The organism is Candidatus Acetothermia bacterium (assembly GCA_024653305.1).
Classification (GTDB): domain Bacteria; phylum Bipolaricaulota; class Bipolaricaulia; order Bipolaricaulales; family Bipolaricaulaceae; genus JACIWI01.
Genome location: JANLFW010000007.1, coordinates 19,612 through 32,820 on the forward strand (window position 1 = coordinate 19,612; position 13,209 = coordinate 32,820).

The 13,209-nt window shown below is 65.2% G+C and carries 15 protein-coding genes; 7 read left to right on the forward strand and 8 right to left on the reverse strand.

From position 1 onward, the window contains the following. Positions 1-21: 21 nt before the first annotated feature. The 7 genes from NUV94_03905 to rsmA all read right to left on the reverse strand — a co-directional run bounded on the left by NUV94_03905 (position 22) and on the right by rsmA (position 7,057). A complete protein-coding gene (locus tag NUV94_03905; protein MCR4391928.1) occupies positions 22-1,065 on the reverse strand; it encodes an exo-alpha-sialidase in 1,044 nt (347 codons plus the stop codon). A gap of 13 nt (positions 1,066-1,078) precedes the next feature. Next, entirely contained in the window at positions 1,079-1,900 is an 822-nt protein-coding gene (locus NUV94_03910; protein ID MCR4391929.1) for a carbohydrate ABC transporter permease, read from the reverse strand. Then, positions 1,897-2,817, reverse strand: a complete 921-nt coding sequence (locus NUV94_03915) for a sugar ABC transporter permease (GenBank protein MCR4391930.1) — start codon at positions 2,815-2,817, stop codon at positions 1,897-1,899. Before NUV94_03915 ends, NUV94_03910 begins: the two co-directional genes overlap by 4 nt. A 60-nt stretch (positions 2,818-2,877) precedes the next feature. Further along, the gene (locus NUV94_03920) at positions 2,878-4,137 is read right to left on the reverse strand and encodes an extracellular solute-binding protein (GenBank protein ID MCR4391931.1); all 1,260 of its coding nucleotides are present in this window, start codon (positions 4,135-4,137) and stop codon (positions 2,878-2,880) included. A 63-nt stretch (positions 4,138-4,200) separates the two neighbouring features. Then, positions 4,201-5,124, reverse strand: coding sequence for a dihydrodipicolinate synthase family protein (locus tag NUV94_03925; GenBank protein ID MCR4391932.1), 924 nt, complete (start codon positions 5,122-5,124; stop codon positions 4,201-4,203). Further along, positions 5,121-6,113 (reverse strand): LacI family transcriptional regulator, encoded by a 993-nt coding sequence (locus NUV94_03930; GenBank protein MCR4391933.1) that lies wholly within the window; start codon positions 6,111-6,113, stop codon positions 5,121-5,123. Before NUV94_03930 ends, NUV94_03925 begins: the two co-directional genes overlap by 4 nt. Positions 6,114-6,205: 92 nt before the next feature. Further along, positions 6,206-7,057, reverse strand: a complete 852-nt coding sequence (gene rsmA, locus NUV94_03935; GenBank protein MCR4391934.1) for a 16S rRNA (adenine(1518)-N(6)/adenine(1519)-N(6))-dimethyltransferase RsmA — start codon at positions 7,055-7,057, stop codon at positions 6,206-6,208. Between the two features lie 98 nt (positions 7,058-7,155). Here rsmA and NUV94_03940 point away from each other — a divergent pair, with 98 nt between their 5' ends. The 7 genes from NUV94_03940 to NUV94_03970 all read left to right on the forward strand — a co-directional run bounded on the left by NUV94_03940 (position 7,156) and on the right by NUV94_03970 (position 12,899). After that, the gene (locus tag NUV94_03940; GenBank protein ID MCR4391935.1) at positions 7,156-7,650 is read left to right on the forward strand and encodes a 3-isopropylmalate dehydratase; all 495 of its coding nucleotides are present in this window, start codon (positions 7,156-7,158) and stop codon (positions 7,648-7,650) included. Beyond that, a complete protein-coding gene (locus NUV94_03945) occupies positions 7,651-8,778 on the forward strand; it encodes an isocitrate/isopropylmalate dehydrogenase family protein (protein MCR4391936.1) in 1,128 nt (375 codons plus the stop codon). Next, positions 8,778-10,025 carry an aconitase/3-isopropylmalate dehydratase large subunit family protein gene (locus NUV94_03950; protein ID MCR4391937.1) on the forward strand — a complete coding sequence of 416 codons (1,248 nt, stop codon included), beginning with the start codon at positions 8,778-8,780 and terminating at the stop codon, positions 10,023-10,025. The genes NUV94_03945 and NUV94_03950 overlap by 1 nt, the downstream gene beginning before the upstream one ends. 17 nt (positions 10,026-10,042) lie before the next feature. Then, on the forward strand, positions 10,043-10,921 hold the full coding sequence (gene trpS, locus NUV94_03955) for a tryptophan--tRNA ligase (GenBank protein ID MCR4391938.1): 879 nt from the start codon (positions 10,043-10,045) through the stop codon (positions 10,919-10,921). Further along, a complete protein-coding gene (locus NUV94_03960; GenBank protein MCR4391939.1) occupies positions 10,921-11,442 on the forward strand; it encodes a 3-isopropylmalate dehydratase in 522 nt (173 codons plus the stop codon). The genes trpS and NUV94_03960 overlap by 1 nt, the downstream gene beginning before the upstream one ends. A gap of 8 nt (positions 11,443-11,450) precedes the next feature. Further along, complete coding sequence (gene thiL / locus NUV94_03965) at positions 11,451-12,458, forward strand: thiamine-phosphate kinase (GenBank protein MCR4391940.1); 1,008 nt, start codon at positions 11,451-11,453, stop codon at positions 12,456-12,458. A gap of 102 nt (positions 12,459-12,560) precedes the next feature. Next, a complete protein-coding gene (locus NUV94_03970; GenBank protein MCR4391941.1) occupies positions 12,561-12,899 on the forward strand; it encodes a rhodanese-like domain-containing protein in 339 nt (112 codons plus the stop codon). 7 nt (positions 12,900-12,906) lie between these two features. On the opposite strand, the gene NUV94_03975 is transcribed toward NUV94_03970, so the two are convergent. After that, positions 12,907-13,203 (reverse strand): hypothetical protein, encoded by a 297-nt coding sequence (locus tag NUV94_03975; protein ID MCR4391942.1) that lies wholly within the window; start codon positions 13,201-13,203, stop codon positions 12,907-12,909. Between the last annotated feature and the right edge of the window lie 6 nt (positions 13,204-13,209).

Here is a 13,209-nt window from a genome sequence, read left to right on the forward strand (position 1 = left end):
TTTCGCGGTTTTTCTGTTGCGCTACGCGTTTTTTATCAAGCCTTCGCCTGTACTTTCCTCTATGATCACGTGTCCAATGCTCTTCCGTCGATGGGTATAAGCGACATGGATGTTTCCATCGACGGTTTGAATGATCGCAGGGTAACTATACTCGCCTTCGCCTTGTTCTAGGATCAATGAGTAAGGCCAAATCTTGCCTTCGTCGTGAGAAAAGGAAAGGCAAAGCGGGCTTCGGGGACCCCATCGGTTAAATCCCACAGGCAACTGGTCCGGCCACCCCGTTTCCACCGGGATGGGAAATGGCATGAGCCCAGTGGGATTGTGCGCCAAAGCCAGAACCCCGGACCGCAGGCGGACCATATCGAGCCCACTGTTGTTGTTGGAAAGGGATGTGGGCGTAGGGGTGGACCACGTCTTCCCTAGGTCCTGGGAGTAGCTTGCGAAAATGTAGCCCTCCTGGCTCCGCATGTAGGCCATGAGCCTCCCGTCAGCGAGCGGGACCACAGCGGGTTGGATCAGATGAGCCCCTGCTTCCTTTGCAAGATCCCCCACGACCTCCCACGTCCTTCCGTTGTCCTCGGAGCGCAGGAATGCCGCGCTCCATTCGCGCTCCCACTCCACTGGAAGGAGCCAGACTGCCCCGAGGTGGAGGGGCTTGTTCTTCCCAAGAATCCCTTTCTGTTCCCAAAAGAGCTCGAGGTCATACCACGTGTGTCCAAAGTCGAAGCTCCGCTTGAGGAAGAGGTGGGTATCGCCGCTGCACCACCGCGGACCGTAGTTGATCCCGACGAGAAGCCACACGGCGCCGTCCGGGCCCAGGAAAACTCGGGGATTGGCGACTGCTCGGCCGGGCACGTCCACCCAAACCTCCGGCGGTGACCATGCGGAGCGCTTGGGGTCAAAGCGCGCTCCGAGCACCACCGAGTCCGGTGCCCCCTCCCTGCTGCCGGCGTAGAACGCGAGGAGGAGCCCCCCGTCCGGCAGCTCACAGAGGCTCGGGGCGTGACAGCTGGGATGGGAAGGCGGAGCTTGGATGTAGTGCCGGATCAGGTCGAGGGTCTCCAATGCCTCCTCCTCGTCAGCCTTTGATGCCGGAGGACAAAGCGATCCCGCGGATGATGCGTTGTCGAAGGATGAGGAAGACAATCAGAGATGGGAGAGAAGCCATGAACGCTGCGGATGTGATCAGCCCGTAGTTGATTTCAAACGCTCCCTGGATAAGCCTCAACCCCACAGGGAGCGTGACCTTTTGAGGGCTCCGCAGGCAAATCAAGGACCAGAAGAACTCGTTCCACGCGTAGTTGAAGATGTACATGCCATAGGCAGCGAAGACCGGGATGGCGTTAGGGATGATAACTCGGATGAGCACCCCCAAGCTTGAGCAACCGTCGATGCGTGCCGCGTCATCAAGATCGCGTGGGATGTTGAGGAAGAATTGGCGGAGGAGGAACACACCGATGGGGAGGGCGATCATGGGTAGGGCAGCGCCGTAGATCGTGTTGAGGAGCCGAAAGCGAATCATCATGAAGTACAAGGGTATCACGCTGACTTCCATGGGAAGGAGCATGAACACGAGAATTGTCAAGAACGCCGCGTCGCGCCCGCGCCACTGTAGGCGGGCGAAGGAAAAGGCGGCTAGGGTCGAGACGAATAAGGAGCCCGCGGTGACCAAGGACGCGAGGATCAAGCTGTTCAAAAGCCAGCGCCCGAAAGGCCAGCTTGCGAAAAGTTGGGCGATGTGGGCTGTGGTTAAGCGCGAGGGGACCCATTTCGGTGGGATGGAAAAGATGTCGGGGTTGGGTTTAAACGCGGTCTCGGCGACCCACAGGGTGGGGATCACCCATAGGAAAGCCATGGCGTACATCACGAGATAGGGTGCCCAGGCTTTGAGCTTCGTCATTGTAGCTCCGATTTGAGGCCCAATAGCTTGACCCCGATGAGGGTGAGGATCAGCGTGAGCGCCAGCAGCACGACTCCGGAAGCCGCAGCTTTTCCGATCTTGAAATACTCGAAGGCGGTCCAATACAGGTAGAGGGCAAGGACTTCTGTGGACCTGCCCGGTCCTCCCTCCGTCATCATCAACACCTGCCCGAAGGTACGGAAGGCGGAGATGATCGTCAGGACCAAGGAGAAAAGGAGGGCCGGTTTGAGGAGCGGCAGGATGATGTGCAGGAACTTATGGCGGAATCTCGCTCCGTCGATGGAGGCTACCTCAAAGAGTTCCTGGGGGATGTCGCCAAGGCCAGCTTGGAATACGACCATGCGATAGCCGCTCAGCCACCAGGCGGTGGCAAAGGCGATTGCTGGCAGCGCCCAGGCGGGCTCCGTGAGGAATACAGGGGCGGGGACCTTCAGGGCCTTGAACGCGTGCGTCACCAGGCCAAAGTCGGGATCGAACATCCATTTCCACGTGATGGCCACGGTGGAGACGGTGAGTAGGTAGGGGAAGAACAGCACGGCTTGGACGAAACCTGCCCCCCGGCAGGTCCGTCCCCAGCTCCAGAGCATCAGGGCAAACAGCAGCCCCAGGCCAAGGATCAAGGGCACGGCCATTGCGGCAAACTTGAACGTGTTGGCGAGGGCGTTCAGGAAGCGAACGTCGCGAAAGAGGGCAACGTAGTTCTCCAAACCTACGAAACGAGAACCCTTAATGGGATTCCACTCGAACAGGCTGAGGTAAATCCCATATCCCACCGGCCAGGCCAGGAAGACCCCCCATAGGGCGGCAAACGGGAGAACATACACGATGCCCTCGATTCCCCGGTGGCGATACAGGAATCGCGTGAGTTTGCTCTTCACGGTCCAATCCTGCTCCATCTGGGTGTTAGGAAACCGGGGGTGGAGGCCTTCGCCTCCACCCCCGACGTTGCTTCGATGCTACCTGCCCTGCAGGATCTTGTTGCACTCCGCTTCTGCTTGGGCCAAAGCCGCTGCGGGCGCGATCTTCCCGTTCACCGCCAGTTCAATGTAGGTCTCGATGGCCTTTTCTAGCTCTGAGCCGCGCGGGTGGTTGATCGGGAACTTGACCAGACCCTGCTGGATCATCTCATCCAGTAGATGTCCGGAGCGGGTCCAGTAATCTGAGGAGAGAAGAGCTGGGTTTTTAAGCGCTGTCCGATTCGCCGCAATGTGGCCACCCGACATGGTCCAGATGTGGGAGTGTTCGACGACGAAGCGGGCGACCTCCATCGTGGCTTGGTACACGGCGGGCGAGGTTCCAGCAGGCTGGAGCGGGACAGAGAGCTGGTGGCTTGCTCCCCAGGTGTAGGGCGTTCCGAAGAAGTTGGGGACCTTAGCATAGCCCCAGTTGACGCCGCTGTCCCGGGCTGTGGGGTAGAACCAGTTCCCGGCGAACAGCATCCCTAGTCTGCCAGCGGTGAACTGGTTGTACCCATTGCCGCCCACGATGTTCCAGCCGAAGTTGTTGAAGATGTCCACGAGGAACTGCAAGGCGAGGAGGCCCGCCGGGTTGTTGAAGGTGGCCTTCGTGTACCCCTCATCGAAAAGAGCCCCTCCCCCCATCTGATAGAAGAAAATCTCCCAAGCTCGGCGCAGCTTGCGTGGGAGGGAATCCTCGGCTGGATGGAACGCGTAGTAACCCGCGGCCTTGATGGCCTCGCACGCGGCCATGAATTCGCCCATCGTTTGGGGTGGCTTGTCCGGATCAAGGCCCGCGGCCACAAAGATGTCCTTGTTGTACCACAGCCCCCACCCGTGCGTGTCCAGCGGGATGAGGTAGTGATGGCCGGCGAGCTCCCCGGCGTCCCAGGTGGCCTTCGGGAAGTCAGCGGGGTTAATACCGCCGATCTGGATGAGGTTTCCAACCGGCGAGGCCTCAAGCGGGGTCAGGTAGTCCGCCACTTCCACAAGCCTGTTCACGTGGCAAATCCCGAGCTGCGGGGGAGTGCCGGCGATGACGGAAAGCCGCAGCTCCGCGTAGTATTGAGCCCAACGCCCCTGAATGAGCTCGACCTGGATGTTCGTGTGGCTTGCGTTGAACAGGTCGATGATTTCCTCCATAGCCTTGGCGTCTGCCTCGTGGAACAGCGTGTTGAACTCGATCTTAATGACCTCACCGAGAGCCACCATCCCCCATACCAGCACTGCACCCATTGCCAACGATACGATCTTGCGCATTTCGTTCACCCCCTACGGAAGATGTGCACCCTCACGTCCTCCTACTCGGATGCTCCCAGGCGATCACCTCCTTGCGCCACCCGTAGTGGTCGCTTCGCTTAGCTGTGTAAGGGCTTGGCGCATTTCAGCTAGCTCCGTCGGACGAAGGGCCCGCAGCGGCGATAGGGCAGGCCCGACGGCCCAGCCCAGGACCTCCAACCCTTCTTTGATGAACGCAAGCGGCGTGCCGTAATGAACCGCTTGGCATAGCCGTCTGATCAAGTCTTGACACGCCTTGGCCTGGGCGATGTCCCCTATGCGGACTGCGCGATAAAGTTGGACATAGAGCTCGGGCAGAAGGTTCGCGGGTCCGGAGACGATCCCGGACGCGCCCATCGGTAGCGCAGGAAGGCACATCGTATCCGTCCCCACAAACACGGCCATCGATTCGGCGAGGGCCAAGTACCCCTCCCACGCCTCCCAATCCGATCGGCTCACCTTTGCCCCCATCACGTTCGGAGCTTGTTCGCTGATGCGGATGAGGAGGTCAGCGCTCAATGGGTTCCCGGTGGCACACGGGATGTCATAGAGGAGCACGGGGAAATCCCCGAGGGCCTGGGCGACCTTGAGGAAATGGGCCTCAAGTTCACCTTCATCCAGGTGATAGCGGGCTGGAGCAGAAACCGCTACGGCAGCCGCCCCTGCAGCTTTGGCATGCACCGCGAGTTCCACGGCCACCGACGTGCGATCGTGTCCCGTGTGGACGATGACAGGAAGCTTCCCTTTCGCCTCCTCTAGAACTGCTTCGGTGAAGCGCCTGCGCTCCTCGGGGCTTAAGAGGGTGCCCTCCCCGGTGGTCCCCAGGATGAAGAGTCCATTAACACCTGCCTGCGCAAACCGGTCGGCCAGCCTCGCCAGCGCATCCCGCCGCGGGGCCCCTTGGGCTTCATCCCAGGGGGTCACCATGGCAACCCACACACCGTGCAGTTGCCGTCTGGACAGGCTCATGTCGACCCTCGCACCCGGAGGTCCACTGGGACGCGTACCTCTCGGAATCCTTCTTCACCGGAACCATTGAGGCGCGCGAGCAGGCGTTCAAACGCACGGTGCCCGATCTCATAAGGATGCTGGGCGACCACCGTCAGGGGTGGAACAACCATCTCCGCCCATTCCAAGTCGTCAAAGCTCACGACTGCAACCTTGTCGGGGACTGGGATACGGCGGAGAAAGAGCTCCCGCAGCACCCCCACCGTCATCTGGTTGTTGGTGCTGAAGATCGCGGTGGGGGGATCGGCGAGCGAAAGAAGCTGCGCCGCTGCCGCGCGGCCCCCCTCAACCCGATAGCCACCCCAGGCCACAAGCTCCTCGGAACAGGGGATCCCCTCTTGTTTCAGGGCCTGGCGGTAACCGGCGAACCGCTCTTCGGTCGTCGTCGCCCCGGGGATCCCGAGCACGATCCCGATCCGGCGATGGCCGCGCTCGATGAGGTGACGGGTGGCTTGGTATGCGCCACCGATGTTGTCGGAAAGAACCGCGTCAGCAGGAACACCTGAGGCCTTGCGGTCGATGAACACGAACGGCATCCGGCGCTCGGCAAGCTCCTGCACCGCTGGGTTTGCTCCATCGCGGACTGGGGCGATGAGGAGCCCATCCATCCTCCGCCGCAGCAAGAGCCGCACGTAGGAATCCTCTTTGCTGGGGTCCTCGTCGCTATTGCAGACGATCACGGAGTACCCGGCCGCCACGGCAGCATCCTCCGCACCGCGGACGAGAGTGGCGAAAAACGGGTTGGTAATATCGGACACGACCACCCCGATCGCATGAGTGACGCGGGTGCGCAACGACTGGGCCACCGCATTGGGCTGGTAGTCGAGCTCCTCCATCGCCCGACGCACCCGCTCAGCCGTGTCCGGGGCCACCTTGCGGGTCCCGTTGATCACGTGGGACACCGTGGCCACCGATACCCCCGCCCGCTCTGCCACGTCGCGAATGGTCACCATGGTCCCCGTTAACCGTTTACGGTAATCGTTTAACATCCTAGCGGGCACACCTCCCTCTGTCAAGGGGGAGCGTGGCCCCCAGGGATGGATCAGCCGACGAGGCCAGCGCGGTCCAGGGCTTGGGCAAGGCGGTCCATTGCCCCCAAGGGCAACGCCTCCCCCCGGACCTGGGGGTCAAGTCCAAGCTCAGCGAGGAGCCGGTCCACCTCCGCCGCCGGCAGCCGGCCGAGCAGCGCCCGGCGCAGGGTCTTGCGGCGCGCGGAAAACAGCACGGCCAGGGTCCACTCCAGCGCCTCCTCCGGCGCCGTGACCCGGGGCGTCGGAAGCCGGCGCAACCGGATCAGGTCCGAGTCCACCTCCGGCGCGGGGAAGAACACGGTCCGGGGGACCTTCCGCAGGACCTCCACCTCGTAGTAGGCCCGCAGGTGCACCCCAAGCCGGGTCACCTCTGGCCCTGGTGGGGCGACGAGCTTCTCCGCGACCTCGCGCTGCACCATGAACACCGCCCGGTCCATCACCTCCCGTTCGCGGACGAGCTTGAGGAGTACCGCGCTCGTGATCCCGTACGGCAGGTTCCCCACCACGAGGAGCCGCTCCCCGAAGTCCTGCAGGGTTAGCGCCCGGAAGTCGGCGCAGACCACGGTCACGTTGGGGAACGAGGCCACCTGCTCCCGAAGGAGGGGGATCAGCCGGGGATCCACCTCCACGGCGGCGAGCGTCCGCACCCGCGGGGCGAGGGCCACGGTGAGGGTCCCCACCCCGGCCCCCACCTCCACCGCGGCCTCATCCCCCTGCGCCTCGGTCAGGTCCACGATCTTCCCCAGGATGTTCTCGTCCACCAGGAAGTGTTGCCCCAGTTCCGATCGAAGCCGGATGCCCCGACTGCTCAGGAGATCCCGCACCGCGGTAGGTGAGGTGAGCTTCGGCGTCGTCTCCCCCATGGTCACTGGATCATACGTCGGTCATCGCGACCGGGTGCACCCCGGTCTTTGGCAGGGTGCGGGCGCCCGGGTACCATCCTCGGGCCAAGGAGGGGAACGTGATCCAAGGCCGAGCTTGGAAGTACGGGGACAACGTGAACACGGATGTGATCTTCCCCGGGCGCTACACCTACGCCCGGATGGAGCCGGGGGAGATGGCCAAACACGCCCTCGAGGACCTCGACCCGAAGTTCGCCCGCGAGGTCAAGCCGGGAGACGTGATCGTGGCCGGACGCAACTTCGGGTGCGGCTCGTCCCGGGAGCAGGCCGCGACCTGCCTCGCCGCAGCCGGGGTAGGGGCGGTGGTGGCCAAGAGCTTCGCCCGCATCTTCTTCCGCAACGCCATCAACTCCGGCCTCCTCGCCCTGGAGATCCCGGAAGCGGTGGACGTGATCCAGTCCGGGGACAAGGTGGGGATCGATGTGGAGCGGGGGGTGCTCGTTCACGGCGGGAAGGAGTACCGGTTCCCACCGTTGCCGGCGGCGGTTCAAGAGATCCTGGCCGCGGGGGGCCTTATCCCCTACCTCAAGGCCAAGCTGGTCAAGGAGGCATGAATGGCCGAGTACCGGATCGCATACCTGCCCGGTGACGGGATCGGGCCGGAGGTGCTGGAGGCGGCCCGCATCGTGCTCGACGCGGTCGGGTTCGACGCCGAGTACGTGCCCGGTGACGTGGGCTGGAAGTTCTGGTGCCAGGAGGGCGATGCCCTGCCCCAGCGGACGATCGACCTCCTGAAGGTGGTCGACGCGGCCCTGTTCGGGGCGATCACCTCCAAGCCGGCCAAGGATGCCGAGGCCGAGCTCTCCCCGGCCCTGCGGGGCAAGGGCCTGACGTACCGGTCGCCCATCGTGCGGATGCGCCAGCTCTTTGACCTGTACATCTGCTTGCGCCCGTGCAAGGCCTACCCCGGCAACCCCCTCAACTACAAGGAGGGGATCGACCTTGTGGTGTTTCGGGAGAACACAGAGGATCTGTACGCCGGGGTCGAGTTCCGCCCGGTGCCGGCGGACCTCGCGCAGGCGCTTGGCAGGCTCGCCAAGTCATTTGCGCCGTTTGCGGACCTGCCGTCCGATCAGTACGCGATCTCCTGCAAGATCAACACCCGCCGAGGTTCCGAGCGCATCGTCCGGGCCGCGTTCGAGTTCGCCCGGAAGAACGGACGCAAGAAGGTCACCGTGGTCCATAAGGCGAACGTGGTCCGGGCCACGGACGGCCTGTTCCTGGAGGTTGCCCGTGAGGTGGCCAAGGACTACCCGGAGATCGCCCTCGACGACGCCAACATCGACTCCCTGTGCATGTGGCTCCTCAAGAACCCGTTCAACAGCGACGTGCTCGTCGCCCCGAACCTTTATGGCGACATCATCTCCGACCTGTGCGCCCAGATGGTAGGGGGGCTCGGGTTCGCCTGTTCGGGGAACATCGGGGAGAGGCTCGGCATCTTCGAGCCCACCCACGGCTCGGCCCCCAAGTATGCGGGCCAGTACAAGGTCAACCCCACCGCGGCGATCCTCGCGGCGAAGATGATGCTCGCGTGGCTGGGCGAGGAGGAGCGGGCCCAGCGGATCGAGCACGGCGTGGCCCAGGTCATCGCCGAGGGCAAGGTCCGCACCTACGACATGGGCGGAACGGCGTCCACCCTGGACATGGCGGGCGCCATCGCCGAGGCCGCACGGAGGGCCTAATGGGGCAGACGGTGATCGAGAAGATCCTCGCCGCGCACTCCCGGGACGAGGTCGCCCCAGGGAAGATCATCTGGCTCGGAATCGACGTGCGCACCGCCCGCGACTTCGCCGGGGCGAGCGTGGTCAAGAACTTCCGCAAGGCATTTCCCGGAGCGAAGGCAGACGATCCCAAGAAGACGTTCTTCACCTTCGACTGCAACGCCCCGGCCAACACCATCGCCTACGCCCAGAACCAGCAGGTGTGCCGCGTGTTCGCCCGCGAGCAGGGGATCCGCGTGTACGACGTGGACTGGGGCATCGGCTCCCATGTGCTCCTGGAGGAGGGCCTCGCCCTCCCCGGAACCACGACGGTGGGCACCGACTCCCACCTCAACGTGCTCGGGGCAGTGGGGGCGTTCGGCCAGGGGATGGGCGACGTGGACATCGCCTATGTCTTCCGCACCGGGCGCACCTGGTTTGAGGTCCCGCCGACGATGAAGGTCGTGCTGCACGGCCGATACGGGTTCCCGACTACGGCCAAAGACCTCACCCTGGCCTTGGTGGGGCGCTTGGGGGCGCGGGGGGCGCTGGGGCGGGCGGTGGAGGTGACCGGTTCCGCGGCCGATGCCCTGGACCTGGCAGGCCGGATCACGCTCGCGTCGATGGCCACGGAGATGGGGGCGATCATCGCCTTCCTCCCGCCATCCGACGAGGTGATGGAGTTCGTGCGGGCGTTGGGCCGGGACGACGTCGCCTACCCCGTGCCCGATCCGGACGCGGCGTACGAGGAGACGGTGGAGCTGGACGTCACCGGCCTCCGGCCCAAGATCTCCGCCCCGCCTAACCCGGAGAACGTCCACGACGTGGCCGACCTCGAGGGGGAGCCGGTGCACACAATCGTCGTCGGCTCCTGCACCAACGGGCGCTACGAGGACATCCGCCTGGTGGCGGAGATCCTGAAGGGGAAGCGGGTCGCCCCGGGGGTGGTGCTCAAGGTGTCTCCCGCCACCCGCCGGGCCTGGGGTCGCCTCCTCAAGGAGGGTTGGCTGGAGGTCCTGTACGACGCAGGGGCAGTTGTGTCCCACCCCGCGTGCGCCGGCTGCGCCGAGGGCCAGATCGGGATGACCGGGGAAGGGGAGGTCCAGCTCTCCACCGGCAACCGCAACTTCCCGGGCAAGCAGGGCAAGGGCCCCACCTACCTGTGCTCCCCAGCCACCGCCGCCGCCTCGGCCCTCACCGGAACGATCACCTCGCCGGAACGGCTGTGAAGGAGGTCCCCCATGGGGTGGAAAAGGTAGGACGCATCCTCACCGGACACCGGCCCACCGGGCCCCGACACCTTGGGCATCTGGTAGGGACCCTCAACACGTGGGCCCGGCTCCAGGACGAGTACGACTGCTTCTTCCTGGTGGCTGACCTGCACGTGCTGATCACCGATTACACCCATCCCCAGCGCATTCGGGAGAACATCGCCGCGGTGCTCCTAGACTGGCTCGGGGCCGGGCTGGACCCGGAGCGGAGCACGTTCGTCCTCCAGTCGGCGGTGCCCGAGCACGCCGAGCTCTCCGTGCTCCTGGCGATGCTGGTCACCGTGGCCCGGGCAGCGCGAAACCCCACGTACAAGGAGCAGGTGCGGGAGCTCGGGCTCTCGCCGTCGCTTGGGCTTCTGGCGTACCCCGTCCTCCAGGCGGCGGACATCCTCGTGTACAAGGCGGACGCGGTGCCCGTAGGGCAGGACCAGCTCCCGCATCTTGAGATAACCCGGCAGATCGCGCGGGCGTTCAACCGCCTCTACGGGGCCACGTTCCCCGAGCCCCAGCCGATCCTGAGCGCGGTGCCCCGCCTGGCGGGCACCGACGGCCGCCCCATGCACACGAGCTACGGGAACACGATCCCACTCTCCGCCGACCCCGGGGAGATCGAGCGCAAGGCGCTGGCCATGGTCACCGACCCGGCCCGTGTACATCCTTCCGACCGCGGGCACCCCGAGGTGTGCCTGGCCTTCGCCTACCATCAGGCGTTCAACGCGGGGGCGGTGGCCGCGGTCGAGGAGCGGTGCCGGCGAGGGGAGATCGGGTGTGTGCCTTGCAAGCGCGATCTGGCCCAGGTGCTCGCCGAGGTGCGAACGAAGATGGGTTTGGTATCGCGGGAAAGGAGGGACTGATGCGACCCACGGTGGTCACGGGACGGCCATGGCTCATCGCCGATGAGGCGGGGAAACTGATCGACGACATCGACACTGACCAGATCTACCATAACGCCCACCTCGCCATCACCGACCCCAAGGAGATGGCCCGTTATGCGTTCGGAAACCTGAAGGGCTGGGAGGACTTCCCGAAGAAGGCCCGGCCTGGGGATGTGCTGTTCGTGGGGGAGAACTTCGGGGCCGGCTCGTCGCGGCAGCACGCGGTGGACTGCTTCCTCGCCCTGGGGATCGCGGCGATCGTGGGTCGGTCGTTCGGGGCCATCTACAGGCGCAACGCCATCAACTCCGGGCTCCCGCTCCTCCTGCTCCCCGACATGCCGGTGGCCCGGCTGCGGGACCTCCCCCAGGTGACGCTGAACCTGGAGACCGGGGAGATCCAAGGGCCCGATGGGGAAAAGGTTGTCCGCGCCGAGCCCATGCCCCGGGTGGCGCTGGACATCTACCACGCCGGAAGTCTCCTCAAGCTCGGGGCTCGTTAGGAGCAGGGTTGCGCCTATCCGACCTTGGGCAGTTCCTGCTCATCGAACGGTTGAGCCGGATCGTGGCGAGCGCACGGCCGGACGTGGTGGCGGGGATCGGCGACGACGCGGCCGCACTGGACCTGGGCGGGGAGGAACTGGTCCTGGCCAAGGTGGACAGCCAGGTGGAGGGGGTGCATTTCCGGCGCGACCGCATCCCGCCCCATTCGCTGGGCCGAAGGAGCTTGGCGATCGTCCTCTCCGACATCGCCGCCATGGGCGGGCGGCCGACCCATGCCCTGGTCTCCCTGGCGTTGCCGGCCGATCTCGAGGTGACGTGGGTGGAAGACCTGTACCGGGGCCTGCGTGAGGAAGGGGATCGGTTCGGGGTGGCGATCGTCGGAGGGCACACGGCGCGCTCGCCGGTCGGGGTCGTGATCGACGTATGCCTGCTCGGCCAGGTGAGCCGCGCGCGCATCCTCACCCGCGCCGGGGCCCGGCCTGGGGACGCGGTGCTGGTCACCGGCTCTCTCGGCGACGCCGCGGCCGGGCTCGCCCTTCTGGACAACCCACGCCTCCACCTGCCCGCAGCCGTGCGGGACGGCCTGATCGCCCGCCACCTCACGCCCACGCCGCGGTTGCCCGAGTCCGCGGTGATCGCTGCGTCTGCTCTCGCCACGGCGATGATCGACCTCTCCGACGGCCTGGCGAGCGACATCAGCCACGTCTGCAATCGGAGCGGGGTGGGCGTCAAGCTGTACGCGGACCGCCTACCCATCTCCATGGCCGTGGGCCAAGTGTCCGAACGGATCGGCCGGGCACCGTGGGACCTGGCCCTCGGCGGCGGCGAGGACTACGAGCTCTGCTTCACTGCCCCGGCCGCGGCCGCCCCAGCCTTGGCCGAGCGGGTAACGGCGGAGACGAGCACCCCCGTGACCGTGGTCGGGGAGATCTTGCCCGCCCCGGCCGGCCGGTGGCTGGTCCTCCTGGATGGGCGGGAGGTCCCGCTCGAAGCCCAGGGCTGGCGCCATTTCTAACGCTGGGGTTTGGTTCCAGCGTGAGGGTCGCCGCGTGCTCAGCGGTGAATCCAGCCAACCCAAGGCAAGCGTACAATGGTTCGGCGGCAAGGAATGGGGGCAATGGCGCGCGTGGTCGGCCGGGAGGAGCTCAAGGCGAAACTCGACCGGGGGGAGAACTTTGTGCTCATCGAGGTTCTGGGCCCCGAGGATTACGCGCGCGGCCACATCCCCGGGGCGATCAACATCCCTGTCGAACGCATCGCCCACGAGGCCAGGGCGCGGTTCAAACCCGAACAGGAAATCGTCCTGTACTGCGCGAACCTCGCCTGCACGGCGAGCACCGTGGCCGCCCGCAAACTCGAGCAGATCGGGTTCCACAACGTGTGGGAGTACGCGGGAGGGAAACAGGACTGGCGGGAGGCCGGCTATCCCATAGCGTACGGGCCTGAGCCGGGATGACCGCCCGTTACGTGCGCCGCAGGTCTTCTTCCAAGAGCTCCTTGCACCGCCAGCATTCCTCTTTCGAATAAACCGGGTCCATGCACCGGAGCTTGGCCTCCTCCCGGATCCTTCGCGCCGCGGCCGCGTTCACAACGACCAGGAGACGCTCGGCCAGCTCCTCCTGGCCCACTGCGTCCAGCGCCTCCGCCAGGGACTGCCCGAAGGCGTAAGGCAGGGGCACATGCTGCCCGGTGTGCACATCCTCCAGCCACAGGCCGTCTTCGTCCGCGTGCACATGGAGCTCTACCTGGAGCTTGCCCATCGGCCC

Bases quoted from the DNA above. Each gene is read 5' to 3' on its own strand.
- NUV94_03950 (MCR4391937.1), top strand. From the start codon at position 8,778: ATGGGGCAGACGGTGATCGAGAAGATCCTCGCCGCGCACTCCCGGGAC.
- NUV94_03910 (MCR4391929.1), bottom strand. From the start codon at position 1,900: ATGACGAAGCTCAAAGCCTGGGCACCCTATCTCGTGATGTACGCCATG.
- rsmA (MCR4391934.1), bottom strand. From the start codon at position 7,057: ATGGGGGAGACGACGCCGAAGCTCACCTCACCTACCGCGGTGCGGGAT.
- NUV94_03975 (MCR4391942.1), bottom strand. From the start codon at position 13,203: ATGGGCAAGCTCCAGGTAGAGCTCCATGTGCACGCGGACGAAGACGGC.
- NUV94_03925 (MCR4391932.1), bottom strand. From the start codon at position 5,124: ATGAGCCTGTCCAGACGGCAACTGCACGGTGTGTGGGTTGCCATGGTG.
- NUV94_03920 (MCR4391931.1), bottom strand. From the start codon at position 4,137: ATGCGCAAGATCGTATCGTTGGCAATGGGTGCAGTGCTGGTATGGGGG.
- NUV94_03915 (MCR4391930.1), bottom strand. From the start codon at position 2,817: ATGGAGCAGGATTGGACCGTGAAGAGCAAACTCACGCGATTCCTGTAT.
- NUV94_03945 (MCR4391936.1), top strand. From the start codon at position 7,651: ATGGCCGAGTACCGGATCGCATACCTGCCCGGTGACGGGATCGGGCCG.
- NUV94_03960 (MCR4391939.1), top strand. From the start codon at position 10,921: ATGCGACCCACGGTGGTCACGGGACGGCCATGGCTCATCGCCGATGAG.
- NUV94_03970 (MCR4391941.1), top strand. From the start codon at position 12,561: ATGGCGCGCGTGGTCGGCCGGGAGGAGCTCAAGGCGAAACTCGACCGG.